Consider the following 26,151-nt stretch of genomic DNA (forward strand, 5'->3'; position numbering starts at 1 on the left):
CTCGCCCGTCAATTCGCGACCAGCGGCGTGAACAGCGGCGCTGCCATGCGCACCGGGATGACGTCCAGGCGGGCCTTCAGCACCGTGTAGTCCTCGCCGCCGAGGGCGCCGCTGAACCAGCCGACGAGCCCGGGCCCCTTGTAGAGGCGGAACTCGAAGCCGAGCTCGGGGGAGAGGTCGCCGGGGCGGGGTTTCGCGCGGTAGGCGAGGCCGCGCACCTCGGGCGCGCGGCCGTCCAGCAACTGGGCCATCGCCGTGACGATGGTGTTGTCGGCCAGGATGTCGAGGAAGTAGTTGTCGTTCTGCAGATAGGGCTTGTAGTCGCTCGCCGCCGGGTCGATCTTGGGCTCGCGCAGCTTGTGTGCGGCGGGTATCGTGACGCCGGTCTTGAGGTCGTGGCGGTCGCCGCGGTCCAGGTAGCTGATCAGCGCGCCACGCAGGTTGAAGGCTGGCAACTTGGTGTCGGCGCTGGCCTCGGACAGGTCCACCAGCAGTGCACCGCGCGCGCCGACGATCTCGACCTCGCTGCCCTTGACGACGGCCGCCGTGTTTTCCTCCACACCCAGGCCCAGCGTATAGCCGAGTGCCCGCATGGCCGGCAGCATGCGGCCGATGCGGCCGCGCTTGAGGAAGTGCTGGTCGACGAACAGGTCCGGTCCGATGAAGCCCAGGCCGCGGTCGAACTCCCGCCTGTCGCGCCACTGGCCCTTGAGGACCTGCATGTTGTCCGGTGCGTCGCGGAACATCATGCGGCTCATGATGGCCGCGCCGGCGCTCGTGCCGGCCACGACACCGCCGCCGTCGAACACCTGGCGAATGGCCAGCAGCATGGCCGTCGGCTCCCCGCCGGGCTGCAGTGTGTCGACGATGTGCTCCTGCGCGCCGCCGGAGAAGAACACGGCCTTCGAGGCCGCGACCTTGGCGATCAGTGCCGGGTCGTTGAGGTTGGCCTGCAGGTCGATGTCCTTCTGGCGCGGCGCAACGGGAATGGCCTCGGCATTGGCGCCGTGGCGGTTCAGCGCAGCGACGATGAGGCCGGCGCTGCGCTCCGGGTTGGCCGCCGCCGTGGCGAACACGGCGATGCGGGCGCCGGCGCCGCCGGACTCATCGACGATGCGCTGCCAGACGGCCTCGTTGTCGTTCTTCAGGGCGCCACCGATGACGATGGCGGTGCCGGCATGGGCCGTGGCGCTCAGCGCGAGCGCAGCGGACAGGAGCAGGGCAGCGAGGAATCTCATGCGCCCATCTTGTCAGCGTCGGGGCGACTGAACCAGCGGGTCAGGCCCCGGCGGAAAATCATGCCATCAAGGCAGGTTGCCGCACCCGAAGCGCGTCCGGCAGGCCTGGGCGGCCGCTCATGTCTACGCGACCTTCGCCCTTGAGTGGCGGCCTAGCGGCGCGACGACGGGACGTCATGCCGTTGCCGCGCTGATGCAATGCGCAGCGTCAACTGTTTGGCAACGGCAGCCAGGCCCTGGACAGGCCGCTGCAAGCTGGTGCGCCGCCGCGGCTCAGGCGCCAATCAGGCGCCGCAGCCACGGCCGCAGCGCGAACAGCGCGGCGCCCGTGACCAGGCTGCCGACGGCGAGCTGCGTGAACAGCGTCGCGTAGGCGGCATTCGTCGTCAGCGGTGAGCCATCCACCGGCTGGGACACCACGCCCGAGAAGTCGCCCGCGAACAGTGACGCCAGGCCGGTCACCAGCATCCAGCTGCCCATCATGACGCCCTGGTATTGCCTGGGCGCCAGGCGACCGATCATGGCGTAGCCGATGGGCGAGATCAGCAGCTCGCCGACCGACTGCAGCACATAGCTGAGGAAGAGCCAGGAGAAGTCAGCACGGCCCGAGGCGTCGGCAAAGTGGATGCCCACAGGCAGCACGAGAAAGCCCAGGCCCATCAGCACGATGGCCGCGGCGAACTGCATCGGGATGTCCACCGGCCAGCCGCGGGCGCGCCAGCGAGTGAAGAGGGCGGCCAGCAGCGGCCCGCCGATGACGATGGTGACGGTGTTGATGTTCTGCACCCACTGCGGCGCCACGGCCACGCCCCAGACGTTCATCAGCACATTGCCCACCGCATAGAGCTGCAGGCCGTTCGGGGCCATCTGGTAGAGCGACCAGAACACCAGCGAGCCCAGGGTCAGCACCAGATAGGCCTTCATGCGCTGCTTCTCAGCCTGCACCGGATGACGAACCGTGATGACGACAAGGGCGATGGCAACCAGAGCGCAGAAAGCCTTCATGCCGATGGCGGTGTCGCCCGGCTGCTTCAGCAGCCAGACCAGCAGCGGCACCAGGCCCACCAGGATGGCGCTGCCAATGGCGAAGCGCCCCCAGAAGGCCACACCACGGCGCTGGGCGAGCGACGTGTTGCGGTCGGCCAGGGTGCGCCAGAAGATCAGCGCCACCACGATGGCCGCGGCATTGCCCAGCGTCGCGAACCAGAACAGCGACGGGTAGTCCTCACTGAGCTGGAACACGCCCGACACGGTGAAGCCGATGAAGAAGCCGACGTTCATGCCGGCGTAGTTCCACAGGAAGGCGGCCTCGCGGCGGTTGTCCTCGGGTGTGAAGCGCTGCGTCAGCATCATGTTCACGCAGGTCACGTTCAGGCCGCTGCCGGTCAGGAACAGGGCCATGCCCCAGTACAGGCCTTCCAGGCTGCCGCCGGCGACGGTGCCGCAGCCCAGCACCTGCAGCAGCATGCCGCCCACGAACAGGTTGCGGTTGCTCAGGAAACGGCCGCCCAGGTAGCCACCGAACAGGTGCAACCCATAGTTGAAGGCGCCGAACACGCCGGTGATCAATGCGGCCTGCTCGCTGGTGAAGCCGTGGTGGCGCGTGGTGTACAGCGTCAGCGTGAACTGCAGGACTGCGAAGCCCAGTGTTGCGAAGACCTGGATCAGGAAGAGCACGGCAGACCCTTCGGGAATGCGTGCCTGGAGTTGTTGGAGTCGGCTCATGGGGCGCGGATTGTCCTGGCGCGAAGCGAGGTTTCGTGTGGGTGTCATCCCGTGCCTCGGCGATCATCCAGCCTTGGACAACCACCGTTTCATGGACAGCTGGCGATGACGGACCGACTCGACCTCGTGCGCGCCTACCTGGCCGCCTATGCAGCGCGCGACCTCGCCGCCATCGAGCCCATGTTTGCCGACGCCATCACGCTGCGCGACTGGAAGATCCGCGTCGTTGGCAAGGCTGCGGCACTGGCCGAGACGCGCAAGAACTTCGAGTCCGTCGCGAGCCTGTCGATCGATGTGCTGGCGGCCTACGACCGACCGGATGGTGCCGCGGCCGAGCTGAAGATCACCGTCAATGGCCGCGACACGATTCACGTCGTCGACGTGTTCGAGTTCGAGCCCTCGAACCGCATCGCGGCCATCCGCGCCTACATCGGCCGCGGCGACGACTGAGAGGGCGAGAGCTTTTCATCCACGCCCGCCTTGCACGCCAAAACACCCTCGCCCGTCGTTGCAAATGCTCGCCATAGCCCGCTATGGCTGTGCTTTGCGCCTAGTTCGAGGGCGTTTTGACGCGCCTTTCGGGCGCGTCTGAAAAACTCTCACCCTCTGAGCCGCACGCACGGCCCCGAGGCGCCAGCGCGGCTCAGCGAGACGCCGCTGCGTCCGGCTTGTAGTCCACGCCATGGGCGGCCAGGTAGTCGCGAATCAGGCGCCTCACCACCTGCGAGGGTGTCTGGTCCTGCTGCGCGCACAGGGTCTCGAAGGCCTTCTTCTTGTCCGGATCAATCAGCACCGTCAGGCGGGCGGTCTTTTGTTCCATGCCGGCTCCTCATGTTCATCAAATGATAATTGCAATCATATTGAATTCAAACTAAATTAGCGCTGTGACCATCAGCTTCCTGCACCGCCTCACCGGCAGGCACCGCACGCGGTCGGCCAATCGGCAGCTCGGCGCGGTGCTGGCCTTCGTGGCCGGGGCGGTCAACGCGGGCGGCTTCCTGGCCGTGCAGCGCTACACCTCGCACATGACGGGCGTGATCTCCGGCGTGGCCGACGATCTCGCCACCGGCGGCGTCGCGCTGGCGTTGACCGGGCTGGCCTCGCTGCTGGCCTTCATCGCGGGGGCGGCCTGCTCGGCCCTGTTGATCAACTGGGCGCGCCGGCGCCACATGCACAGCCGGTACGCGCTCGCCCTGCTGCTGGAGGCTGCGCTGCTGCTGGCTTTCGGCCTGCTGGGGGCCCACCTCGACACGCTGGCCTACCTGCTGGTGCCGACAGCCGTGCTGCTGCTGTGCTTCATCATGGGCCTGCAGAACGCCATCGTGACCAAGATATCCCAGGCCGAGATCCGCACCACCCACATGACGGGCGTGGTGACGGACCTGGGCATCGAGCTGGGCCGGCTGCTGTACTGGAACCGCGCCACGTCGCCCGATTCTGTGCACTTCGTCCGCGCCAATCGCGACAAGCTTTTTATCCACAGCCTGGTGCTGGGCCTGTTCTTCGTCGGCGGCCTCGTCGGCGCGCTGGCCTTCAAGCACTTCGGTTTCTCGGCCACCCTGCCCATCGCATTGCTGCTGGTGCTGATGGCCTCGCCGCCGCTGATCAACGACCTGCAGCGCGCCTGAGCGCTGCTGCCTTTCCCGCACGCCATGCCCGACACCGCCGACCCACACCAGTTCGTCAAGCCCTTCGTCTATGAGACGCTGGATACCCGGGCCATGCATTTCACGATCTGCGAAATCCAGAGCCGCATGAAGGTGCAGCACCCGCATGCGCTGGACCTGGCCTACACGCGCACGATGATGGCCTTCCTGCTGTTCGTGCCGCGGCCCGAGACGCTGGCCATGATCGGGCTGGGCGGGGGCTCCATGGCCAAGTTCTGCCACCGCGAGCTGCCGGACACGCGCATCGAGGTCGTCGAGATCAACCCCCACGTCATCGCGTTGCGCGAGCAGTTCCAGGTGCCACCGGACGATGCGCGCCTGCGCGTGCGGCGCGGCGACGGGGCCGACTTCGTGCGCCACACCCAGGACCGGCTGGACGTGCTGCTGGTGGATGGCTTCGACCATGAAGGCCAGCCGCCGGCCCTGTGCTCGCAGGCCTTCTACGACGACTGCCGCACGGCGCTGCGCGAAGACGGCCTGCTGGTGGTCAACCTGCACACCGCCCACCCCGAGTTCCAGCGCCATGTGGCCCGCCTGGATCGCGCCTTCGACGGCGCGGTTCTTCTGGTGGGCGACAAGGAATGCAGCAACACCGTTGCCTTCGCTGGCCGGCGCGCGCTGCGGGCGCCAGCGCAGGCCGGCGCGCTGCGCAAGCCGCGGCCGCTTGCTCGCCAGGCCTGGGACGAACTCCTGCCCGCGTTTGCCCATGTCGCAGCCACGCTGCAACACCAGCGCGAAGGGAGCTGAGCCCGAGGGCGGGCAACGTCTTGGTGCCGCCCTGCAGTCAGCTGCGCGGTGATGCCGGCCTGACGGAGCGATACACGCAGCGCCGCTCCGGCCGGCTCAGCACCAGCTGCCACAGCTGGCCCTGGCGGGAGCGGAAGAAGCCGGCGCAGCTCAGCAGGTAGTAGCGGAACATGCGCCGGAAGCCTTCGTCGTAGCGGGCGGCCAGGCGCGGCCAGGCCGCCTCGAAACGCTCGGCCCAACTCATCAGCGTGCGGTCGTAGTCGGGGCCGAAGTTGTGCCAGTCCTCGATGATGAAGCGGCCCTCCAGCGCGCCGGCCAGCTCGACGGGCGAGGGCAGCTTGCCGTTGGGGAAGATGTAGCGCTCGATCCAGGGGTCGGTATGCGGCGCGCGCTGGTCCACGCCGATGCTGTGCAGCAGGAAGAGGCCCTCGGGCGCCAGCAGCCGGCGGGCGGTGTCGAAGTAGACGCCGTAGTTCTTCAGCCCCACGTGCTCGAACATGCCGACCGAGACGATCTTGTCGAAGCGACGGTCATCGGCGCATTGGAACGAGCGGTAGTCCTGCAGCAGCAGCGTGACAGGCAGGCCTTCACAACGCTTCTCGGCCAGGGCCAGTTGTTCCTTGCTGATGGTGATGCCGGTGACGCGCACGCCGAAGCGCTCGGCCGCATGGCGCGCCAGGCCGCCCCAGCCGCAGCCGATGTCCAGCAGCGTCTCGCCGGGCTGCAGTTCCAGCTTGCGGCAGATCATCTCCAGCTTGTGCGCCTGAGCCTGCTCCAGATCCTGGGCATGCTCCCAGTAGGCGCAGGAATAGATCATGCGCGAGTCCAGCATGGCTTCGAAGACATCGTTGCCGACGTCGTAGTGGTGCTCGCCAACCTGGTGGGCGCGTGCCTCGCTCTGCAGATTGAACAGGCGATGGCGCAGGCTCTCCAGCAGCAGCTTCCAGCGCGCCGAGGCCGGCGCAGTGCGATCGAGCTGGGCGCGCAGCAGGCGGTCGAACATCATGTCCAGGCGCTCGCAGTCCCAGTCGCCGTCGACATAGGCCTCGCCTGCGCCCAGTGACCATTGCGTCAGGATGCGGCGGTAGGTGCGGGCATCGTTGACGCGCATGTCCCAGGGCCGTGCGCCGTTGATCTGCACATCGGCGCGTGCCAGCAGCTCGCGCAGCACGGTGGGCGGCTGCGGTGCCGAATGCGGCTTGGGGCCCTCGGGGCGGGATAGCGTGGCTTGCTCCGCTGGCATGCGCAACGACTCCTTTCAACGACGCCCTCAGTTTGCCGTCGCTTTCGCCGCGGTGCAGCCCCAAGTTTCAATGACTCACGAAAGCGCGGGGATATCGCCAGGGCCTCTGTTGGCGCTACGGCAGGCCCCAGCCGAACGGGTCATCTGGCGCGATCAGCAGCGTGGCCTCAGCGCTGATGTAGGCCTGGCCGCGGATGGTGGGAATGATGCTTGCTCCTTCCTTCTCGAACCAGCCGTCGAAGACGCTGCCGATGACGCTGGCCTGGCGCCACACCTCGCCGGCGCTCAGCTTGCCCGCGGCCGCGAGGCAGGCCAGCTTGGCGCTGGTGCCGGTGCCACAGGGCGAGCGGTCGTACTGGCGGCCGGGGCAGAGCACGAAGCTGCGCGAGTCGGCGAGGGCCGGGTCGACGTCGGCGAAGAGTTCGATGTGGTCGATGACGGCTTGGTCAGTGCCGCGGTGGCCCTGGTCCTGCAGGGCCTGGCCCAGCATGGCGGCGTAGTCGGTCAGCGCCGCGACGTGCGCGGGCGCGATGGCCTGGCCATGGTCGGCGCACAGGAAGAACCAGTTGCCGCCCCAGGCGATGTCGCCCGTTACGGTCTGGCCCGTCGGCAGCTCGACGCTGACACCGGCCGCCAGGCGGTAGGCCGGCACATTGCGCACGCTCACCTTCCCGTCCTTGTGCAGGGTGGCCCGCACCTGGCCCACCGGCGTCTCGATGATGTGCTCGCCGGCTTCGACGCGGCCCAGATGGGCCAGCGTCGCCATCAGGCCGATGGTGCCGTGGCCGCACATGCCAAGGTAGCCGGCGTTGTTGAAGAAGATGACGCCGGCCGTGTGGGCTGGGTCCTGTGGCGGGCAGAGCAGGGCGCCGACGAGGACCTCACTGCCACGCGGCTCCAGCAGCGTTGCGCGGCGGTAGCGGTCGTGCTCGCGGGCCAGAAGTTCGCGCCGCTCGGCCATGGTGCCAGCGCCGAGATCGGGAAAGCCGTCGATGACGACACGCGTCGGCTCGCCGCCGGTGTGCGAGTCGATGATCTGGATGCGCTTCATGGTTGCGACTGGCAATGAGCCGGCCGTGTCGCCAGTGCCTTCGCGACGAGGGCCTCGATGCGCTCCCGCTCCGCGCCGATGACGGGCAGCCGTGGCCGGCGCATGTGCTCGCTGCCCACGCCCACCAGCAGGTCGATGAGCTTGAGGTTCTGCACCAGCTTGGTCGACACATCCAGGTGCAGCAGCGGCGTCATCCAGCGGTAGATGGCGCGGGCCTCGTCCCAGCGGCCTTCCTGCATCAGGTTGAACAGAGCCACCGTCTCGCGCGGGAAGGCGCAGCCGACGCCGGCCAGCAGCCCGTCGCAGCCCAGCGCCAGGCCCTCGAAGGCGAGATCGTCCACGCCCATGAAGAGCTGGTAGCGGTCGCCGAGCAGGTTGCGCAGGTCGGTGATGCGGGTCACGTCGCCGCTGCTTTCCTTGATGGCGGCGACATGTTCACAGTCAGCCAGTTCGGCGAAGTGTTCGGGCTTGAGGTCGACGCGGTAGGCGACCGGGTTGTTGTAGACCATCAGCGGCCGCTGGGCGGCATGGGCATAGGTACGCACATTGGCCATCGCCTCGCGCGCATCGGCCACGTAGATGACCGAGGGCATGACCATGTAGCCGGCCACGCCCAGCGCATTGGCGCCTTCGATGAAGCGCAGCGCTTCGCGGGTGCTCGCCTCCGACACCGTGGCCAGCACCGGTACGCGGCCGTTGGCAGCATCCAGCGCGCAGCGGGCGACGGCCAGCTTCTCGTCCAGCGTCAGCGTGCTGGCTTCGCCCAGCGAGCCGCAGCAGACGACGCCATGGATGCCGTTGCGGATCTGGAAATCGATGTGGCGCGCCGTGCCTGCGAAGTCGAGGCTTTCGTCGGCATGGAACTTGGTGGTGACGGCGGGGAAGACGCCGCGCCAGGGGACGTTGTGCATCTCTGGGGCTCCTGGATGGGGAGCCCCATGTTCGCTCAACTAGAACGACGTCCAGTCGTCGCCGTCGGCGGCCACCGCAACGGCGGCCGGAACCGGAGCAGCCCTGGGCGCCACCGCGCGCGCCTTCGCCGGGCGTGCGGGAGCCGGCCTGGCCACGCCGGCCGTCCTCGGCCGGCTGACGGGCGCCGCAGCCGGACGGGCCGCGTTGACGGCGTCGAGCTTGAAGGCTGCCACCGTCTCGGCCAGTTGGCCGGCCTGGATGCGCAGGCTCTCGGCGGCCGCCGCGCTCTCCTCCACCAGGGCGGCGTTCTGCTGCGTGACCTGGTCGAGCTGGTTGACGGCATCGCCGATCTGGCCGATGCCCTTGCCCTGCTCGCTGCTGGCGGCGCTGATCTCGCTGATCAGGTCCGCCACGCGGCGCACCTGGCCAACGACCTCGTCCATGGTGCTGCCGGCTTCGCCCACCAGCTTGTTGCCGGCTTCGACACGTTCGACGCTGGCTCCGATCAGCGCCTTGATCTCCCGCGCGGCCTGGGCGCTGCGCTGCGCCAGGGCCCGCACCTCGCCGGCCACGACGGCGAAACCACGCCCCTGCTCGCCGGCCCGTGCCGCCTCGACGGCCGCGTTCAGCGCCAGGATGTTGGTCTGGAAGGCGATGCCGTCGATGACGCCGATGATGTCGGAAATCTTCTTCGAGCTGGTCGTGATCTCATCCATGGTGGACACCATCTGGCCCATGACCTGGCCGCCGCTCTCGGCCACGCGAGCCGCGCTGCCTGCCAGCTGCGCGGCCTGGTGGGCGGTGTCGGTGTTGTGCTTGACCGTCGCGCTCAGCTCCTCCATGGAGGCGGCGGTCTCCTGCAGGTTGCTGGCCTGCTGTTCGGTGCGCTGGCTCAGGTCGGCGTTGCCCTGGGCAATCTGGCCGCTGGCCGTGGCGACGCTCTCGGCATTGCCGCGCACCGCGCCGACGATGCCCACCAGGGAGTCGTTCATGCGCTGCAGCGCGTTGAGCAACTGGCCGGCCTCGTCCGTGCGGTCGGTGGACAGATGCAGGCGCAAGTCCCCTGCAGCCACCGTCTCGGCGGCGGCCACGGCCTGGCGGATCGGGCCCACCACCGAGCGGGTGATCAGCAGGGCCATGGCCACGCCGAGGGCCAGCGCGGCAGCGGCCGCGACGATGACCGCGATGCCGGCAAAGTCAACGGTCGCGTTCGCCGCGGCGGCCGCGGCGTGCATCAACTCCTTCTGATAGGCGATCAGCGCGTCGAGCTGCTGGAAATACTTGAGCTGCAACTCATGCGTCTCGCTGAGCAGCAGGTTGCGGGCCTTCTCCGTGTCGTCCTTCAGGCCCAGATCGATGACCCTGCGCACCGAGGCCACGAACAGCTGCCTGGCCTGCACGACGCCGCCCAATATTTCGCGCCCCCGCCCCGGCGGCACGCTGGCGTCGAGCTTCTCGAACAGCTCGGCCGTGCGCTTGGCAGCGGCGTCGACATCGCTCAGCTGCTTGCGTTTGCCCTCGGCATCAGACAGCAGCAGCACATTGCGCACGGCCAGTGCGTTGATGTTGACGTTGTCCTTGATCTGTTCGAGCTGCTCGACCTTGACCATTCGATCTTCGACCATCACCTCGAGCTCGTGGTCGATGCCAAGGAGCGCCGTTCGCGCATAGGCGGCCAGCAACACGGTGAAGGCGATGGAGATGGTGAAAGCCAGGCCGAGACGCTGGCCGATCCGCAGGCGCGTGAGGAGGTTCATGGTGGGTCTCCTTGTGGGTGACGCTCCCTGATCGGCCTGGGCTTCGTGTCGAGCCGTATTCCGTGCCCCGAGTCTCTTCCTTCAGGCCGGCGCCACGCAAGGCGTTTTTAGCGGCGTTACCGCCGCGAAAAGCCAACAACTACCGCCGCTGCCCGTGCTGGGGGGTGCCTAGCGCCCGTGGGCACAGCCGGCGGGCCAACGGCGGTGTGCGCGCGGCCGCAGCGCCTAGAACGAGGCAGGCGCCGCCCTGGGCGCGGCCACGGCGTCGAGCTTGAAGGCCGCAACCGTGCCGGCGAGTTGGCTGGCCTGGATGCGCAGGCTCTCGGCCGCGGCGGCGCTCTCCTCGACGAGGGCGGCATTTTGCTGGGTGACTTCGTCGAGCTGGCTGACCGCCTCGCCGATCTGGCCGATGCCCTTGCTCTGCTCGACGCTGGCCGCGCTGATCTCGCTGATCAGGTCGGCCACGCGCTGCACCTGTCCGACCACTTCGCCCATCGTGCGACCGGCGTCGCCGACCAGGCCGTTGCCCGTCTGGATGCGTTCAACGCTGGCGTTGATCAGGACCTTGATCTCGCGCGCGGCTTCGGCGCTGCGCTGGGCCAGGCTGCGCACTTCGCCGGCCACGACGGCAAAGCCCCGGCCCTGTTCGCCGGCGCGCGCAGCTTCCACGGCTGCGTTCAGGGCCAGGATGTTGGTCTGGAAGGCGATGCCGTCGATGACGCCGGTGATGTCGGCGATCTTCCTGGAGCTGGCCGTGATCTGCTCCATCGTGTTCACCACCTGGCCCACGACCTGGCTGCCGCTCTCGGCCACGCGCGCCGCGCTGTTGGCGAGCTGGGCGGCCTGGCGGGAGATATCGGTGTTGTGGCTGACCGTCGCGGTCAGCTCCTCCATGGACGCGGCCGTCTGTTGCAGATTGCTGGCCTGCTGCTCGGTGCGCTGGCTCAGGTTGGCATTGCCCTGGGCGATCTGGCCGCTGGCCATGACGACGCTGTCGGCGTTGCCGCGCACCGTGCCGACGATGTCGACCAGCGCGTCGTTCATGCGTTGCAGCGCGGCCAGCAGCTGGCCCGCTTCGTCTCGGCGATCGGTCGTCAGATGCAGCCTCAGATCACCGGCTGCCACGGTCTCGGCAGCGCGCACCGCGTCCTGGATCGGGCCCACCACCGAGCGCGTGATCAACAGCGCCAGCGCCACACCCACGGCGCCTGCCAATGCCGCCGCGATCAGCATGGCCGCCGAGGCAAAGCTCACGGTGCCATCGGCAAGCTGCGCCGACGTGCGCATCAGCTCCTTCTGGTAGTCGATCAGGGCGTCGAGCGCGGCGAAATAGGCCTGCTGCTTGGCCTGCACATCGCCCAGGAGCAGGTCGCGTGCGGCGTCCTTTTGCTGCTGCACGCCAAGGTCGGTCACGCGCTGCAGCGTCGCGACATAGGGCGCCCGTGCTTCGGCGGTGGCGGCCAGCAGCTTGGTGCCCTGGCTGGAGGTGATCGAGGCCTGCAGCTTCTGAAACAGGTCACCCGTGCTCTTGCGGTTGCCCGCAATCGTGTCCAGTTCCTTCTGGATGGCGGCTGGATCGCTCAGCAGCACGATGTTGCGCACCGTGCGTGCCGTCAGATTGACGTTGTGCTTGACCTGTTCGAGCTGCTCGACCTTGACGACACGGTCCTTGACCATCAGCGCCAGCTCGTCGTTGATCTGCCTCAGCTGGCCACGTGCATACAGCGCCAGCGCAACGCTGAACAAGATGGAGACCGCGAAGCCGAGACCCAGGCGCAGGCCGATGCGAAGGTCCTTGAAGATATTCATGGTTGTTCTCCCTGTGTGCTGGCGGCGCGTGCATCCGCCGCCAGGCTCCATGTTGAATCGAAGTTAGCACGAGGATGTGAAACTATGCGAATCTTTGATGCCGCGCAAGGGACAGTGCACGTGGTGTGCAGTTCGCGGCACTGGAGCAAAGGCATGGAGACGCAAGCCAACCTGGGCGAAAGGGTGCTGGCGCTGGTAGCGCAGCCGCCTGATACCGGATGTACGCCCAGCGCGCGGCCCCGGGATGCGGCGGCGCGTGCCATCGAGGGCGCCGCCGCCAAGGCCGGCCTGGCCGCCGGCACGCTGGCCCTGCCGCCGGGGCCGCTGGGCTGGGCCACCATCGCGCCGGAGATGCTGGCCGTCTGGCAGATCCAGCGCCAACTGGTGGCCGACATTGCCGCCCTCTATGGCCGCAGCGCCGACCTCGGTCCGGCGCAGATGCTGTGGTGCCTGTTCCGCCACACGGCTGCGCAGGCCCTGCGCGACCTGACGGTGCGCGTCGGCGAGCGCGTCATCGTGCGCCCGGCCGCGCAGGTGCTGCTGCAACGCGTGGCCGAGGCCATCGGCGTGTACCTGGGCAAGAAGGCCGCCAGCCGGATGCTGTCGCGCTGGGTGCCGCTGATCGGCGCGGCGGGGGTCGGCGCCTATGCCTATTGGGACACGCGCCAGGTCGGGCGGGCAGCGCTGCAGCTGTTCGAGAACGAACAGGTGATCGAGAACGAGCCGGGCTAGCCATCTCGGCGACAACCCTGTGTAACTTCTGTGTCGGGCCTGACAAACTGGCGTCCGTATGCAGCTTCCCACCATCCTGGACATCGAAGCCTCGGGCTTCGGCCGCGGCAGCTATCCGATCGAGGTCGGATTCGTCGCGGTGGACGGCGGGCTGTTCTGTGGCCTGGTCACGCCCGAGCCCGATTGGCTGCATTGGGACCCCAGCGCCGAAGCCCTGCACGGCATCAGCCGCGAACTGCTTCAGCGCCACGGCAGACCGGTTCGCTGGATGGCTGAGCAGCTCAATGAGCGGCTGGCCGGCCAGACCGTCTATTGCGATGGCTGGGGACAGGACTACCCCTGGCTGGCGCGTCTCTACGACGCGGCCGGCATGCGGCAGAACTTTCGCCTGGATGACCTGCGCCGGCTGCTCGACGAGCAGGAGGCCCAGCGCTGGCGCGGCGTCACCGAAATCGTGCGTCAGCGACAGCGCCTGACCCGTCACCGCGCCAGCAGCGATGCGCGCGTGCTGCAGCTGGCCCTGGACGAGATCAAGAACGGCGTGGCTGTCTAGGCTCCTAGATTTCGCCGCCGCGGTGGCAGCCGCGCCCGGCACGCTTGGCTTCGTAGAGGCTGGCATCGGCCTGTGCCACCAGTTGCTCCAGGTTGACCGCGCCCGTCGTCGCGACGCAGTAGCCGATGCTGACGCCGATCTCCAGCTCCAGCTCGCCGATGTGATACGGCGTGGAGAGGGCGTGCAGCAGTTTGTCGGCCACCGTGGCGGCGTCGCTGGCCTCGTGCACCTGCGGCAGCAGCACGGCGAATTCGTCGCCGCCCAGACGGGCCACCAGGTCGCCCGGGCGCAACGCATGGCGCAGGCGCAGCGCCACGGCCTTCAGCAGCGCGTCGCCGGTCGGGTGGCCGTGCAGGTCGTTGACGGGCTTGAACTTGTCCAGGTCGAGGTAGAGCAGGGCCAGGCGCTGGCCCGGTGGGGCGGTCAGCAAGCGGCGCGCGCCCTCCTCGAAGCCGGTGCGGTTGAGCGCCTGGGTCAGCGCGTCGGTCTGTGAGGCCAGGCGCAGCCGCGCCTCCTCGCGCCGGGTTTCGGTCACATCGACCTCGATGCCGATCAGGCCTTCGATCTTGCCGCTCTGCACGCGCAGCGGTGCGTACTGCGCATCGAAGCTGTGGCCGTCGCGTTCGCTGGGGTCGACGAGATCCAGCCGGCGCGTTTCGCCAGCCAGGGCGCTTTCGATCAGTGGCGCACGGGCTGCGTAGTCCTGCACGCCGAACAGCTCGGCCAGCGGCCGGCCGACCCAGTCCTTGAGCTCGACGCGGCGCTGCTCCTCGAAGGCGGCGTTGAAGAAGATCACCCGTGCCTCGGTGTCGCCGACGAGGAACTGTGCCCGCGCCGTGTGGGCGACGGCCAGCAGCATGGCCTCGTTGCGTTCGCTCTCGCGCTGGGCGTGCAGCTGCTCGGACATGTCGCGCAGGATGACCGACACGGTCTCGACACGGCCGCGCACGTCGCGGTGCATGATGATGAGGCAGTCCATCGGCAGCTTCGCGTCGCCCAGCTGCAAGCCGATTCGGCCGCGCCAGTGGCCCTCGCGCATGGCGGCGGGCAGCACCAGCTTTTCGTAGAGGTCGAGCTGCTCGGCCGAGAAGTAGTCGGCGATGTGGGCGTCGCCCAGCAGCGCATCGGCGGCCATCCCCAGGCGGGCCCGCGCAGCCGGGTTGAGATAGGTGACCTGGCCATGCTCGCGGGCCTGGCAGACGAAGTCGGGCGTCATGTCGAAGATGGCGGTCAGCGTCTGCAGGGCCTTCTCCTGCTCGCCGCGCTCGGTCACGTCTTCCACGGTGCCGGCCTGGCCGGCCACCCGGCCGTCGAAATACAGCGGCGCCGTGCGCACCGCGATCCAGCGGATGCGGCCGTCGTCGCCGCGCTTCATCTTGCGCACCATGTCGATGGGCTCGCCGGTGGCCATCTGGTGTTTCCAGCGCTGGATCAGCATGTCGCGCTGCTCTGGCTGCACGAGGGTGGTCCAGCCCCACTCGACGTTCTCGCGCCTGAGGCCGTGCACGTGCAGATAGCTGTCGTTGACGTAGACGATGCGACCGGTTTCGTCGGTGCGGAACAGGCCCAGCGGCATGGCATTGCTGGTGGCTTGCAGGGTCGCCTCGCGCAGCCGTGCCGCGCGCTGCAGTTGGCCCAGCCAGCGCGCCAGCAGCACCAGGCCCAGCGTGGCCAGCGCCGAGGCGGCCACCACCAGGCTGCGCTGCCGCCAGAACGGCACCAGCACGTCTTCCTCGGTGCCCGACAGCAGCAGCTTCAGGCCGTAGTCGGACAGGGTGACGAAGGCGCCGGTGCGGGGCCGGCCGTCCGTGGCCGCGCCGCTGCTGGCGTAGAAACCTTCTTCACCGCTGAGATTGCGGCGGGCGGCGGGGAATTGTTCGAAGAGGTTGCGGCCGACAAAGCCCGGCACCTCAGGCCGGCGCGACAGGGCCAGGCCGTCGGTGCGCAGCATGACGAGGGAGGATGGCGGCAAGGGCACGAACAGGCCCTGAATGTCATGCAGGCGCTGCAGGTCGATGGTGGCCATGACGAACTCGTAGTCGTCCAGCGGCCGCGACAGCCGCATCAGCAGCGGCAGGCGCAGCCGGCCATCGTCGGCGCGGCCGCCCAGGCGCAGCGGCAGGCCCAGCGCAATGCCCTCGGGCACCAGGCCCGCGATCTCGCCGAAGGCCGCGGTGCCGGCGATGCTGGCGTCGTCGCCCTCAGCGCCCGCCTGCAGCCGGCGCACCTGGCCGGTGGGCGCCACCAGCACGATGTCGACCATCTGGCGCGAGCCGCTGCGCACGCTGTCGACGAACTGGCGCAGCATGGCGTCGGCCTGCGGCCGCCCCTCCTGCCCATCGGTGCGACGCGTCAGCAGCCACAGGTCCACGACGCGCAGCGCGCTTTCGGCCTGGCGCAGCACGGGCTCGGTCTGCATCGCGACGGCACGAACGCCGGTAGCCAGCTCCTGGCGCTGCTGGGCCAGCAGTTCTCGGGGCTTCTCGACGGCATACCAGCCCACCAAGGCCCAGATCGTCAGCACGACGGAACCGAAGGCCAGGGCGGGCGCCAGCAGCAGGGCACGCTCGCGCCAGCGGCGGCGGCGGGCCTGCTTCAGCGGCTCGGTGGGCGGGGTGGCGGCGCTCATCGGGGGCAGGGGTTGCGGGCCATTGTGCGCCGCCGCCCCCGCCATCCGGCTCCGCTATTTCGGCGCAAACAGCGCTGCCTGCTGCTCCCGCAGCAGCTTCTTCTGCACCTTGCCCATGGCATTGCGCGGCAGCTCCGGCACGACCAGGATGCGCTTGGGCACCTTGAAGCCGGCAATGCGGGCCTTGAGCGCCTGGATCAGCGCCTCGGGGTCAGGCTGACCGTCGGGCGTGATGACGGCGACGACGGCCTCGCCGAAGTCTGGATGCGGCACGCCGATGACGGCCGATTCACCCACGCCGGGCAGGTCGTTCAGGAAGCCCTCGATCTCGGCCGGGTAGACATTGAAGCCGCCGCTGATGATGAGGTCCTTGCTGCGGCCGATCAGCGTCAGATAGCCATTGGCGCCGACGCGGCCGACGTCGCCGGTCTTGAACCAGCCGTCCGCGGTGAACTCCTCGGCCGTCTTCTCGGGCATCTGCCAATAGCCGCTGAAAACGTTCGGCCCGCGCACCTGCACATGGCCGATCTCGTCCGCCGCGCAGGGGCGGCCCTCGTCATCGACGATGCGCAGGCTCACGCCCGGCAGCGCCGGGCCGACGGTGCCGCCTACTCGTTGGCCCTGGTCGCCGTCCTCCGGGCGGCACGGGTTGGAGGTCAGCATCAGCGTCTCGCTCATGCCGTAGCGCTCCAGGATGGCATGGCCGGTGCGGGCCTGCCATTCGCGCCACGTCTCGATCAGCAATGGCGCGGAGCCGCTGATGAAGAGGCGGATGTGGCTGCTATCCAGTGTGCGCTCCTGCAACAGCCGCACATAGAGCGTGGGCACGCCCATGAAGACCGTGGCTTCGGGGAAGCGGCGCGCCACGGCGCCGGCGTCGAACTTGTTGAACCACAGCATCTTGCTGCCATTCAGCAGCGCGCCATGCGAGGCGACGAACAGGCCGTGCACATGGAAGATGGGCAATGCGTGCAGCAGCACGTCATCGGGCTTCCAGTCCCAGAAGCTCTTCAGCGTCTGCGCGTTGGAGAGCAGATTGCCGTGGCTGAGCATGGCGCCCTTGCTGCGCCCGGTCGTGCCGCTGGTGTAGAGGATGGCAGCGAGGTCGGTGGCGGCCCGTTTGACGGGTTCGTGTGCGAGCGGCATCTGCGCGGCGCGGTCCAGCAGCGTGCCCGTGCGATCGTCGTCCAGCGTGAAGACCCAGCGCACGCCGCGCTGGAAGGCCAGCTTGCTGACCCAGCCGAAGTGCTTGCCCGCACAGACCACGACGCCCGGTGCTGCATCGCTGATGAAGTGCTCCAGTTCGGCCGCGTGATAGGCCGGGTTCAGCGGCAGGTAGACCAGGCCGGCACGCAGCACCGCCAGGTAGAGCATCAGGTTCTCGATGCTCTTGTCGGTGTGGACGGCGACGCGGCTGCCAGCGGGCAGCTCCAGCCGGCCCAGCCAGTTGGCGAGCATGGCGCTGCCATTGTCGAGGTCGCGCCAGCTGTAGAGCAGGCCGTCGGCGTCGATGGCGGTCGCGTCCAGGTCCGCCGGGAAGCCGGCGCGCAGGGCCGAGTAGAGATTCATGGTGCTGGTTGACGGGGTGGTGTCTTACCAAGTGACTGCCGTGGAACCGGCTTTGCCGGGCCACTGGCAGTGCCCCCTTTCAAAGGGGGCCGGCGAAGCCGGTAGGGGGTTAGTCCATTTTTGCGCCGGAGCGCTTGACGACCTCTGCCCAGCGCTTGACTTCAGAGCTGACGAATTGCCCGAAGGCGTCGCCATAGAGATTGGGCGTCTCCGCGCCCAGGCCGTGCCAGATGTTGCGGATGTCGTCCGTCGCGAAGGCCTTGCGCAGCTCGGCCTGCATGGCGGTGATCGCTTCCTTGGGCGTGCCCTTGGGTGCCCACAGGCCGTACCAGGTCGACACCTCATAGCCCGGCACGCCGGCCTCTGCGGCCGTCGGCACATCGGGGAAGCCGACAGCACGTTTGGGAGCCGCCACCGCCAGCGCCTTGATGCGGCCGCTCTTGATGTGGTTGGCCGACGAGCCCAGGCCGTCGAACATCAGGTCCACCTGGCCAGCGATCAGGTCCTGCAGGGCCGGGCCGGCGCCGCGGTAGGGGATGTGGGTGATGAAGGTCTTGGTCTGCAGCTTGAACAGCTCGCCGGCCAGATGGTGGGAAGTGCCGTTGCCGGCCGAGCCGTAGTTCAGCTTGCCGGGCTTGGCGCGCACCGTGGCGAGCAGACCCTTGAGATCGCTGACAGGCACCTGGCCCGGGTGCACGACGATGACCTGAGGCACGCTGGCCAGCAGGGCCACGGGGATGAAGTCCTCTTCCAGCTTGTAGTCCAGCCTGGGGTACATGGACGGCGCAATGGTGTGGTGCACGGCGCCCATGAAGAAGTTGTTGCCGTCCGGCGCCAGCTTGGCGGCGATGGTGGCACCCACCGTGCCGCCCGCGCCGCCCTTGTTGTCGATGATGACCTGGCGGCCCAGCTGCCGGGTCAGCAGCGCGGTCAGCGGCCGCGCGAAGGCGTCGGTGCCGCCGCCAGCGGGGAAGGGCACGATCCAGGTCTGAGGCTTGGTGCCCTGGGCCAGCGCCAGCCAGGGGCTGCACAGCGCGGGCAGCAGCATGCGTCGCTTCATCGGCTTGTCTCCGTCAGTGTTGTGCGGCAATTATGGTTGCAGCAATGCGGTCACACGGGCGAGCAGCTCCGGCTTGGAGAAGGGCTTGTTGAGGCTGTCGCAGCGCGCTTCGTGCAGGAACTGGCGGGCGATGGGCGACAGCGTGTCGCCGGTGACGAACAGCATGCGCCGCGCCAGCGACGGGTGCCGGGCCTTGACCTCGCGCCAGAGCTGGGCGCCGTCAATGTCGGGCATGTGCAGGTCGCTGACGATGGCGTCGAAGCGCGCCTCGGCGAGCATGGCCAGTGCCACCGCGCCGGACTCGGCCGTCATGACCTCATAACCCGCGCCCGACAGCATCTCGCCGATCAGCTCGGCAATCTCGGTCTCGTCATCGACGACGAGGATGCGGGCGCTGCACTCGTCGGTCGCCGGCAGCGGTACGGGTTCGGTCTCACTGGCCTCGGGCTCGCCGCTGACGGGCATCTGCAGGCAGAAGCAGGCGCCGCTGCCATCGTCCTGCAGCGTCAGCTCGCCGCCGTGGTCGCGTGCGATGGAGCGCGACACGGCCAGGCCCAGGCCGGTGCCGACGCCCTCGCTCTTGGTCGTGAAGAAGGGCTCGAAGATGCGCTCGCGCAGCTCGGGGTCGATGCCGGGGCCGTTGTCGCGCACCCGCATCCAGACGCGCGGCGTGCGGCGGCGGTCGCCGTCGGTCATGGGCGCCACGCCGGTGGAGACGGTCAGGCGGCGGCCGTTGTCTCGAGCGCCCAGGGCCTGCTGGGCGTTGACGATGAGGTTGAGCACGATCTGGCCGATCTGATCGGCATCGGCCTTGACGGGTGGCAGGCCCGGTAGCAGGTCCAGCGTGACGGCGATGCCGTGGCTGCGCAGCACATAGCCCAGCATGTCGACGGCGGCGGTGGCGAGGTCGTTCAGTGCCACCTCGCTGCGGTTGGCGGGCCGGCTGCGCGCCATGTTCAGGAAGGTGCGCACGATGCGGCCGCAGCGTTCGGCGGCCTCGTGGATGCGCTGGGCGTCGGCGGCGCGCGGGTCGCCGCTCATCTTCTCGGCCAGCAGCGACGCGCGGCCCATGACGATGGACAGCGGGTTGTTGAGCTCGTGGGCCACGCCGGCCAGCAGGCTGCCCATGGCCGTCAGCTTCTCGCTCTGGCGCAGCGCCTCGCGCTGGCGTTCGATCTCGCTCAGCGCCGTCTGGCGCTCGGACAGGTCGAACAGCGACGCCGTGTAGAAGGCCTGGCCGGCTACATCGGTGCGCCACAGCACCATCTCGACGGGAAACTCGTTGCCGTCGGCGCGCTGGGCCTGCATCTCGATGCGCTTGCCGATGATGCGCTGTTCGCCGCCGGCCGAGACGCGCGCCATGCCAGCCTCGTGGGCCGCGCGCAGCCGGGCCGGAATCATCACGTCGGACACCGAGCGGCCGATAGCCTCGGCGCGCGCCAGCCCGAACATGGCCGCCGCGGCGGGGTTGAACTCGACGATGTGGCCGGTCCTGTCGGTGGAGACCAGGGCCGCCATCGCGTGGTCGAAGATGGAGGACTTCAGCGCCTCGCTGGCCTGCAGCTCGGTGACCTTGGCCGACAGCTCGGCGTCGCGCCGCTTCAGCTCGGTCAGGTCCAGGCTCATGACGACGGTGGCCTGCGGCACGCCGGCCTGCACGTCGACGGGAATGAGGTGCTCGCGCATATAGCGCCGACCGGCACCAGCCAGTTCGGTCCAACCCTCCCACGCGACGGTCTGGCCGCTGGCCAGGCGCGAGCGCACGGCACCGTAGTCGGCATAGGCGGCGTCGCCAATGATGCGGCCGATGGGCTGGCCGAGCACCTGCTTGGGATGCAGGCCGGTGAACTTGAAGAACTCGTGGTTGGCCCAGACGAAGCGCTCGGCCACGTCGATGACGACGACGCGCGCCGGCACGGCTTCCAGCAGCTGCGACAGCAGCGGCAGCGTGGCCTTGAGCACGCTGCCGAGTTCGCCCACGCCGGCGTCGGGCGTGGGGTGGAAATGCAAGGTCTCTGTCATGCGGCGCGCTCTCCCTGGGCGCGCCGATGATAAGCAGGCTCAGGCGGCCAGCGCCTCGGTAGCGGCACCCTCTTGCATGGTCCGGGCGACATGGCCGTACATCACCGTCCAGGCTTCGCGCACCTCGGCCGTGAAGCCATCGCCAAGGCCGGCGGCCAGGGTGTCCAGCAGCGCGGCGCCGACGCTGGCGTAGTGGGCCTCGACGACACCATAGCCGGCATGGCGCTGGCCGAGCTTGAGCAGCACGGGGTTCAGCGAGGCGGGGCGGTCAAGCAGGTCGATGGCGGCGCCGATCATCTGCATCAGCCGCGCCCCCTGCTCGACCATGGCGCTGCCACGGAACAGCGCGCGCAGGGCGGGGTCACGGGCAAACAGCTGGGCGTAGAAGGCCTCGGCGACGGTGGGCGCCAGGGGCATGAGCGGCGCGAAGCTGCTGCGGATCAGGTGGATTTGGTGCGGGGTCATGGCAGCCTCGGTGTCAATGGATGAGGTAAGCGTCGGCGACGGGTGCGAACACGCACAGCAGTGGCAAGGCCATGATGAGGCGCTCGAGCAGGTTCCAGCGGGGCGAGGGCGCAGGGGCGTGTTCGAGGTCCTCGGCGAAGGCTTCGCTGCGGCAGCCGACGAGCATCGTTTCGGGCCAGTCGGTGGAGGGGTTGTCGCTGCGGTAGTGCATGAGGGTCTTCCGGTTGGTGTGTCGCCACTGTCGGCCGCGCCGGTTTCAAGCGCGCTTCACGTCGGCTCGACTGTGTTGCGTTTGTTTCAACACCACGCTGCCTTGCTCCGAGCAAGGCCGGCCTGCCTATCATTCGCCGCCATGCCAAACACCTCGCCCACCGTGCTGCTCGTCGACGACGAGCCTGAATTGCGTGCCCTGCTGGCCGAGTATTTCGGCCGCAACGGCTTCGAGGTCATGCAGGCCCAGGACGCTGCCGCGGCGCGCGCCCGCGTCGCCGAGCGTGTACCCGATGTGGCCGTGCTCGACATCAACATGCCGGGCGAGAACGGTCTGTCCCTGGCCCGCGCGCTGCGTGAAGCCCATCCGCGCCTGGCTGTGCTGATGCTGACTACGGCGGGCGAGGCCATCGACCGCATCGTCGGCCTGGAGGTGGGGGCGGACGATTACATCGCCAAGCCCTTTGAGCTGCGCGAACTGCTGGCCCGCGTGCGCGCCGTGCTGCGACGCCTGCAGGTGACGGCCGCGCCGGCACCTGTGCTCGCACCGAGCGATCCGGAGCGCGTTGCCTTTGGCCTGTGCGAACTCGACATGGCCCAGCGCAAGCTCTTTGGCGCGGTGGGCGAGGAGATCGACATCACGGCCGCCGAGTTCGACCTGCTGGCGCTGTTTGCCCGCCACCCCAATCGCCCGCTGAACCGCGACCAGATCATGGAGCAGGCCCACAACCGCGGCTGGGACGTGTTCGACCGCAGCATCGACCTGCGCGTCATGCGCCTGCGCCGCAAGGTGGAGCGCAACCCCGACAAGCCGGAGGTCATCAAGACCGTGCGCAACGTCGGCTACGTCTACGTGCCGGTGGCGGGCTGAGCGGGCGATTTCCCGGCGCCAGCCGCAGTTGCAACAAGTCCGCGGCCGCTGGTGTCGCAGTGGTTTTGTACCGTATCCTGACCGTCAGAGGACGCGCGAAATGCGCCGCTGCGCGCAAGCTGCAGCCGTGCATGCGCCTTGCGACGGCATGGGTCACTTTTTCTCGCTGATCAACAGATGGGCGCGCTTCGTCGCCCTGCTTGGGCTTGCGTTGGGCGGTGGCGCCCGGGCGGCAGACGAGCCCGCCCCGACGGCCTGGGCCGCCCGTTCGGATGCGGTGTTCCACCAGGTGCTGGTCGCGCCGATGTCCTTCACCGCGCTGGCCCAGGACGGCGAAGGCTTCCTCTGGATCGCCACGCAATCCGGGCTGTCCCGTTGGGATGGTTATCAGCTTCGCAGCTATGTCAGCGACATGGCTTCGTCCGGTGCCTTGCCCGACAGTTACGTGCAAGCGCTGCATGTCGATGACCAACGGCGTCTTTGGGTAGGCACCAGCGCCGGTGGCCTGGTGCGGTATGAGGCGCGCACCGACCGTTTCGTCGCCCCGTTGGCTGCCGGCGCGGCGCTGAGCCGCAAGAGCGTGCACGCCATGCTCGACGAGGGCAACGGCCTGCTGTGGGTCGGCACCGGTGCCGGTCTGGACCTGCTGGATACCAGCCGCGGTACGGTCCAGCGCCATGCGGTACTGGCCGGGACCAAAGGCCTGCCCGATGGCGCCGTGCTGGCGCTGCTGCGCGACTCGACGGGCGGCCTGTGGGTTGGCACCGACAAGGGCCTCTTCCGTCGCGGTGCCGGCAGCGATCGTTTCGTGCAGGTCGGGCTGCCGGCCGAAGAGCACGCGCCATTCGTCGCCAGGCTGCTGCTGGACAGCCAGCGGCGGGTCTGGGTTGGCACGCGTTCGTATGGCGTTTTCGTGATCGAGCCCGAGCCTGAGGCTGAGGCGGTGCCGTTGCATCGCCTGTTGCAGGCGGCTGGCGCCGACGCGACGGGGCTGGGCAACGCGCCGATCCGCGTGATGGCCGAGGCCGCGCCTGGTGACGTGTGGCTGGCCCCCGATGGGGGCGGCATCCTGCGCATCGACACCCGCCGCTGGGAGATGCGTCGCGTGCGGCACCGCTCGGACAGCGCGGCCAGCCTGCCCGACGACGACGTCGCCGCGATGTACCGCGATCGCAGCGGGCTGCTCTGGGTCGCCACCGACACGGGGCTCAGCCACCACGACGCGCGCCAGGTCACGGTCAGCACCTGGTTCGGCGGCCCCGGCGCAACGGCTGGCATCAGCCACCTCAACGTGCCTTGCGTGCTGCCCATGCCCGATGGCAGCGTCTGGCTCAGCACGGGCGACGGTGGCATCGACATCGTCAGGGCCGATCAGGGCCGCACAGCGGCATTGCGGCCCGACGCTGCCATACCGGCCACCGCGCTGCCGCCAGGCCGCGTGCTGAGCATGGTGCGCGCGCCCGACGGCGTGGTCTATCTCGGTACCCAGCGCGGGCTGTATCGCGCCACGGCCGATGGCCGAGCGGTGCAACGGCTGGCTATCCCCGGCCGGTCACCCACCGCGTCGGTGTGGGCCATGGCGATGCAGGACGGCCGGCTCTGGCTGGGCGGTCTCGACGGCCTGTGGGCGGTGGCCCCGGCCGATGGCCTGCAACTGGGCGTGCTGGCGCATGAGGACGGCAGCCGCCTGGACGAGCAGCGCGTCACCGCGCTGCTGGAGGGCCGGGACGGCGTGCTGTGGGTGGGCACGCGCACGGGCGTGTTGCGGCTGGACACGGCCACGATGGCACTGAGCCGGCTGGCGCCCGACGCGCCCGGCCGGGTGGGCTTTCCCGTTGGCTATGTCTCCTCCATGCTGCTGGACCGCCTTGGCCGCCTGTGGGTGGCCAGCTTCGGCGCCGGCGTGCGCGTGATGGAGGCCGCGCAGGCGCCGCAAGCCCAACCGCAGGTCAGGCGCATCACCCTGGCCGAAGGACTGCCGCACAACGGCGTCGATGCGCTGGTGCTGGCGCCGAACGGCGACGTCTGGGCCAGCACCGACGGCGGCATCGCCCACATCGCACAGGACAGCCTGCGCGTGCGCAGCCTGCGCGCGGCCGAGGGGGTGGGTATCCCCACCTACTGGACCAACGCGGGCGCGTCCAGTGCCGACGGCATGCTGCTGTTTGGCGGCATCGGCGGCTTGACCATCGTGGACCCGCGCCAGCCCGTGGCCCGCGCCGAACCGGCGCCGCTGGTGATCACTGAAGTGCGGCTGGGCGGTGTGCGGGCCGTGGTGCCACCGGCCTCGCCCGGCGACGAAGCCCTGACTCTCGAACCACAGCGACGCAGCCTGCTGGTCGAGTTCTCGGTGCTCGACTACGGCGCGCCTGAACGCAACCGCTACGAATACCGGTTGCCGGGTGTCGACGCCGATTGGGTCGCCACCGAGCCGAACCGGCGCATCGCCACCTACACCAATCTGCCGCCCGGCGACCATGTGCTGGAGCTGCGCGGCGCCGGCGCGCAGGGCGGGTGGTCCGAGGTGTTGCGGCTGCCGCTGCATGTGCGGCCGCGCTGGCACGAGATGCTGTGGTTTCGCGTCGGCCTGGGCGTGGCGGTGGCCGCGCTGCTCGTCGCGATGATGCAGGCGCGCACGCTGATCCTGCGGCGGCGCCAGCGCACGCTGGAGTTGCTGGTGGCCGAGCGCACGGTGGCGCTGGAGCAGCGCACGAGCGAGCTCCAGAGAAGCCAGCAGCAGCTGGAGCAACTCGCCTACTACGACGGCCTGACYGGGCTGGCCAACCGGCGCCTGTTCAACGACGACCTTCGCCACCTGATGGCCCAGGCGCAGCGCAACGGGCTGGGGCTGTACCTGCTGCTGATCGACCTTGACCATTTCAAGCAGATCAACGACACCCAGGGACACGACGCCGGCGACGCGGTGCTGAGGACGGTCAGCGCCTGCCTGGGGCTCGCCGTGCGGGAAGCGGATCGCACGGCCAGGCTGGGCGGCGACGAGTTCGCCGTGCTGCTGCCCGACACCATCGAGCCGGCTGCAGCGGAAGCGGTATGCCGCCGCATTGCCCAGGCGCTGGCCCAGGTGCTGCCTCAGGGGCAGTCATCGCTGACGCTGCCCAGCGCGAGCATCGGTGCCGCCTGCTATCCGCGCGACGCGCAGGATGTGGACGGGCTGTACAAGGCGGCCGACCTGGCGCTCTACGACGCCAAGCGTGCGGGGCGATCCCGCTGGCATTTGTATGCGGGGCCGCGGGTCTAGGCGCTGGGTCTGTCAGTTCGGCTCGGGCAACTGGAGCCAGCGCTGCAGCCGCGTGCGCAGTGCGACGAAGTCCAGCGGCTTGGTCAGGTGCTCGTCCATGCCGGCCTCGAGGCTGGCGGCCACGTCGGCATCCAGCGCATGGGCCGTCAGTGCCAGGATGGGGAATGCGGGCAGCTTGCCCTCGCGCTGCTGGGTGCGGATGCGGCGGGCGCATTCCAGGCCGTCCATGCCGGGCATCTGGATATCCATCAGCACGAGATCCGGGGCGGACTCGGCACAGGCCGACAGGGCTTCGAGGCCGTTCCTGGCCAGGCGAGCCTGAACGCCCATCAGCGCGAGGAATTCCAGCGCGACGACCTGGTTGATGTGGTTGTCCTCGACGAGCAGGACCTGGGCTTGTCGTTGGCTCGGGGCGGTACCGCCCTCGTCGGGCTCCGGCGCGTCAACACCCGCACCGTCGGTGGCGGCATTGAGCCAGAAGGGAACCAGCACCTGCGCCGGCTCGGGCAACCTCGACTTGTCCATCCCCATGTCCTTGTGTCAGCTTGTTCTTTTCTTATGCGGCCCTCGAGGAGCCGTGAGCCATTGTTGCCTCAGCTGGCGCCGCAGCGCAACCGGATGCCCCATGAATG

22 protein-coding genes are annotated in these 26,151 nt (G+C 69.0%); 7 read left to right on the forward strand and 15 right to left on the reverse strand.

Annotated features, from left to right (window positions below):
• Window positions 1-8: 8 nt before the first annotated feature.
• Both ACXJLH_RS05315 and ACXJLH_RS05320 read right to left on the reverse strand, forming a co-directional pair.
• Entirely contained in the window at window positions 9-1,238 is a 1,230-nt protein-coding gene (locus tag ACXJLH_RS05315) for a cyanophycinase (protein ID WP_457442788.1), read from the reverse strand.
• A 273-nt stretch (window positions 1,239-1,511) separates the two neighbouring features.
• On the reverse strand, window positions 1,512-2,963 hold the full coding sequence (locus ACXJLH_RS05320; RefSeq protein ID WP_457442790.1) for a peptide MFS transporter: 1,452 nt from the start codon (window positions 2,961-2,963) through the stop codon (window positions 1,512-1,514).
• A gap of 105 nt (window positions 2,964-3,068) precedes the next feature.
• Here ACXJLH_RS05320 and ACXJLH_RS05325 point away from each other — a divergent pair, with 105 nt between their 5' ends.
• Window positions 3,069-3,413 (forward strand): nuclear transport factor 2 family protein, encoded by a 345-nt coding sequence (locus ACXJLH_RS05325; RefSeq protein ID WP_457389944.1) that lies wholly within the window; start codon window positions 3,069-3,071, stop codon window positions 3,411-3,413.
• Window positions 3,414-3,606: 193 nt separating this feature from the next.
• On the opposite strand, the gene ACXJLH_RS05330 is transcribed toward ACXJLH_RS05325, so the two are convergent.
• A complete protein-coding gene (locus ACXJLH_RS05330; protein ID WP_057296700.1) occupies window positions 3,607-3,783 on the reverse strand; it encodes a ribbon-helix-helix protein, CopG family in 177 nt (58 codons plus the stop codon).
• Between the two features lie 64 nt (window positions 3,784-3,847).
• Here ACXJLH_RS05330 and ACXJLH_RS05335 point away from each other — a divergent pair, with 64 nt between their 5' ends.
• Window positions 3,848-4,591 (forward strand): YoaK family protein, encoded by a 744-nt coding sequence (locus tag ACXJLH_RS05335; RefSeq protein WP_056202624.1) that lies wholly within the window; start codon window positions 3,848-3,850, stop codon window positions 4,589-4,591.
• Between the two features lie 24 nt (window positions 4,592-4,615).
• Entirely contained in the window at window positions 4,616-5,377 is a 762-nt protein-coding gene (locus ACXJLH_RS05340; protein ID WP_457442792.1) for a spermine/spermidine synthase domain-containing protein, read from the forward strand.
• Window positions 5,378-5,414: 37 nt separating this feature from the next.
• On the opposite strand, the gene cfa is transcribed toward ACXJLH_RS05340, so the two are convergent.
• The 5 genes from cfa to ACXJLH_RS05365 all read right to left on the reverse strand — a co-directional run bounded on the left by cfa (window position 5,415) and on the right by ACXJLH_RS05365 (window position 12,149).
• Window positions 5,415-6,620: a cyclopropane fatty acyl phospholipid synthase gene (gene cfa, locus ACXJLH_RS05345; protein WP_457442794.1), complete on the reverse strand. Its 1,206-nt coding sequence runs from the start codon at window positions 6,618-6,620 to the stop codon at window positions 5,415-5,417.
• Window positions 6,621-6,735: 115 nt separating this feature from the next.
• The gene (locus tag ACXJLH_RS05350) at window positions 6,736-7,671 is read right to left on the reverse strand and encodes a 4-hydroxyproline epimerase (RefSeq protein ID WP_457323222.1); all 936 of its coding nucleotides are present in this window, start codon (window positions 7,669-7,671) and stop codon (window positions 6,736-6,738) included.
• Window positions 7,668-8,582, reverse strand: coding sequence for a dihydrodipicolinate synthase family protein (locus tag ACXJLH_RS05355; RefSeq protein WP_056202635.1), 915 nt, complete (start codon window positions 8,580-8,582; stop codon window positions 7,668-7,670). The genes ACXJLH_RS05350 and ACXJLH_RS05355 overlap by 4 nt, the downstream gene beginning before the upstream one ends.
• A gap of 39 nt (window positions 8,583-8,621) precedes the next feature.
• A complete protein-coding gene (locus tag ACXJLH_RS05360; RefSeq protein WP_457323221.1) occupies window positions 8,622-10,340 on the reverse strand; it encodes a methyl-accepting chemotaxis protein in 1,719 nt (572 codons plus the stop codon).
• Window positions 10,341-10,565: 225 nt separating this feature from the next.
• The gene (locus tag ACXJLH_RS05365; protein WP_457442796.1) at window positions 10,566-12,149 is read right to left on the reverse strand and encodes a methyl-accepting chemotaxis protein; all 1,584 of its coding nucleotides are present in this window, start codon (window positions 12,147-12,149) and stop codon (window positions 10,566-10,568) included.
• Between the two features lie 153 nt (window positions 12,150-12,302).
• Between ACXJLH_RS05365 and ACXJLH_RS05370 the strand changes: the two genes are divergently transcribed.
• Together ACXJLH_RS05370 and ACXJLH_RS05375 are read left to right on the forward strand one after the other, a co-directional pair.
• The gene (locus ACXJLH_RS05370) at window positions 12,303-12,881 is read left to right on the forward strand and encodes a hypothetical protein (RefSeq protein ID WP_457323219.1); all 579 of its coding nucleotides are present in this window, start codon (window positions 12,303-12,305) and stop codon (window positions 12,879-12,881) included.
• Window positions 12,882-12,939: 58 nt separating this feature from the next.
• On the forward strand, window positions 12,940-13,434 hold the full coding sequence (locus tag ACXJLH_RS05375) for a 3'-5' exonuclease (RefSeq protein WP_056202650.1): 495 nt from the start codon (window positions 12,940-12,942) through the stop codon (window positions 13,432-13,434).
• Window positions 13,435-13,438: 4 nt separating this feature from the next.
• Here the strand turns inward: ACXJLH_RS05375 and ACXJLH_RS05380 are convergent, their stop codons facing one another.
• From ACXJLH_RS05380 to ACXJLH_RS05405, 6 genes are all read right to left on the reverse strand, one after another.
• The gene (locus tag ACXJLH_RS05380) at window positions 13,439-16,063 is read right to left on the reverse strand and encodes a diguanylate cyclase domain-containing protein (RefSeq protein WP_457323218.1); all 2,625 of its coding nucleotides are present in this window, start codon (window positions 16,061-16,063) and stop codon (window positions 13,439-13,441) included.
• 54 nt (window positions 16,064-16,117) lie between these two features.
• A complete protein-coding gene (locus ACXJLH_RS05385; RefSeq protein ID WP_457323217.1) occupies window positions 16,118-17,632 on the reverse strand; it encodes a malonate--CoA ligase in 1,515 nt (504 codons plus the stop codon).
• A gap of 109 nt (window positions 17,633-17,741) precedes the next feature.
• Window positions 17,742-18,692 (reverse strand): Bug family tripartite tricarboxylate transporter substrate binding protein, encoded by a 951-nt coding sequence (locus ACXJLH_RS05390; RefSeq protein WP_457325983.1) that lies wholly within the window; start codon window positions 18,690-18,692, stop codon window positions 17,742-17,744.
• Between the two features lie 30 nt (window positions 18,693-18,722).
• Window positions 18,723-20,714 carry a PAS domain S-box protein gene (locus tag ACXJLH_RS05395; RefSeq protein ID WP_457442798.1) on the reverse strand — a complete coding sequence of 664 codons (1,992 nt, stop codon included), beginning with the start codon at window positions 20,712-20,714 and terminating at the stop codon, window positions 18,723-18,725.
• A gap of 39 nt (window positions 20,715-20,753) precedes the next feature.
• The gene (locus ACXJLH_RS05400; protein WP_056202664.1) at window positions 20,754-21,179 is read right to left on the reverse strand and encodes a globin family protein; all 426 of its coding nucleotides are present in this window, start codon (window positions 21,177-21,179) and stop codon (window positions 20,754-20,756) included.
• A gap of 13 nt (window positions 21,180-21,192) precedes the next feature.
• On the reverse strand, window positions 21,193-21,390 hold the full coding sequence (locus ACXJLH_RS05405; protein ID WP_056202667.1) for a hypothetical protein: 198 nt from the start codon (window positions 21,388-21,390) through the stop codon (window positions 21,193-21,195).
• 141 nt (window positions 21,391-21,531) lie between these two features.
• Here ACXJLH_RS05405 and ACXJLH_RS05410 point away from each other — a divergent pair, with 141 nt between their 5' ends.
• Together ACXJLH_RS05410 and ACXJLH_RS05415 are read left to right on the forward strand one after the other, a co-directional pair.
• Entirely contained in the window at window positions 21,532-22,260 is a 729-nt protein-coding gene (locus tag ACXJLH_RS05410; protein ID WP_457325727.1) for a response regulator, read from the forward strand.
• Between the two features lie 100 nt (window positions 22,261-22,360).
• The gene (locus ACXJLH_RS05415) at window positions 22,361-25,519 is read left to right on the forward strand and encodes a two-component regulator propeller domain-containing protein (protein WP_457442800.1); all 3,159 of its coding nucleotides are present in this window, start codon (window positions 22,361-22,363) and stop codon (window positions 25,517-25,519) included.
• Between the two features lie 12 nt (window positions 25,520-25,531).
• Here ACXJLH_RS05415 and ACXJLH_RS05420 read toward each other — a convergent pair whose 3' ends face one another.
• A complete protein-coding gene (locus tag ACXJLH_RS05420) occupies window positions 25,532-26,044 on the reverse strand; it encodes a response regulator (protein ID WP_056202681.1) in 513 nt (170 codons plus the stop codon).
• Window positions 26,045-26,151: the final 107 nt, after the last annotated feature.

The sequence above is a fragment of the Roseateles sp. P5_E4 genome (assembly GCF_054049255.1).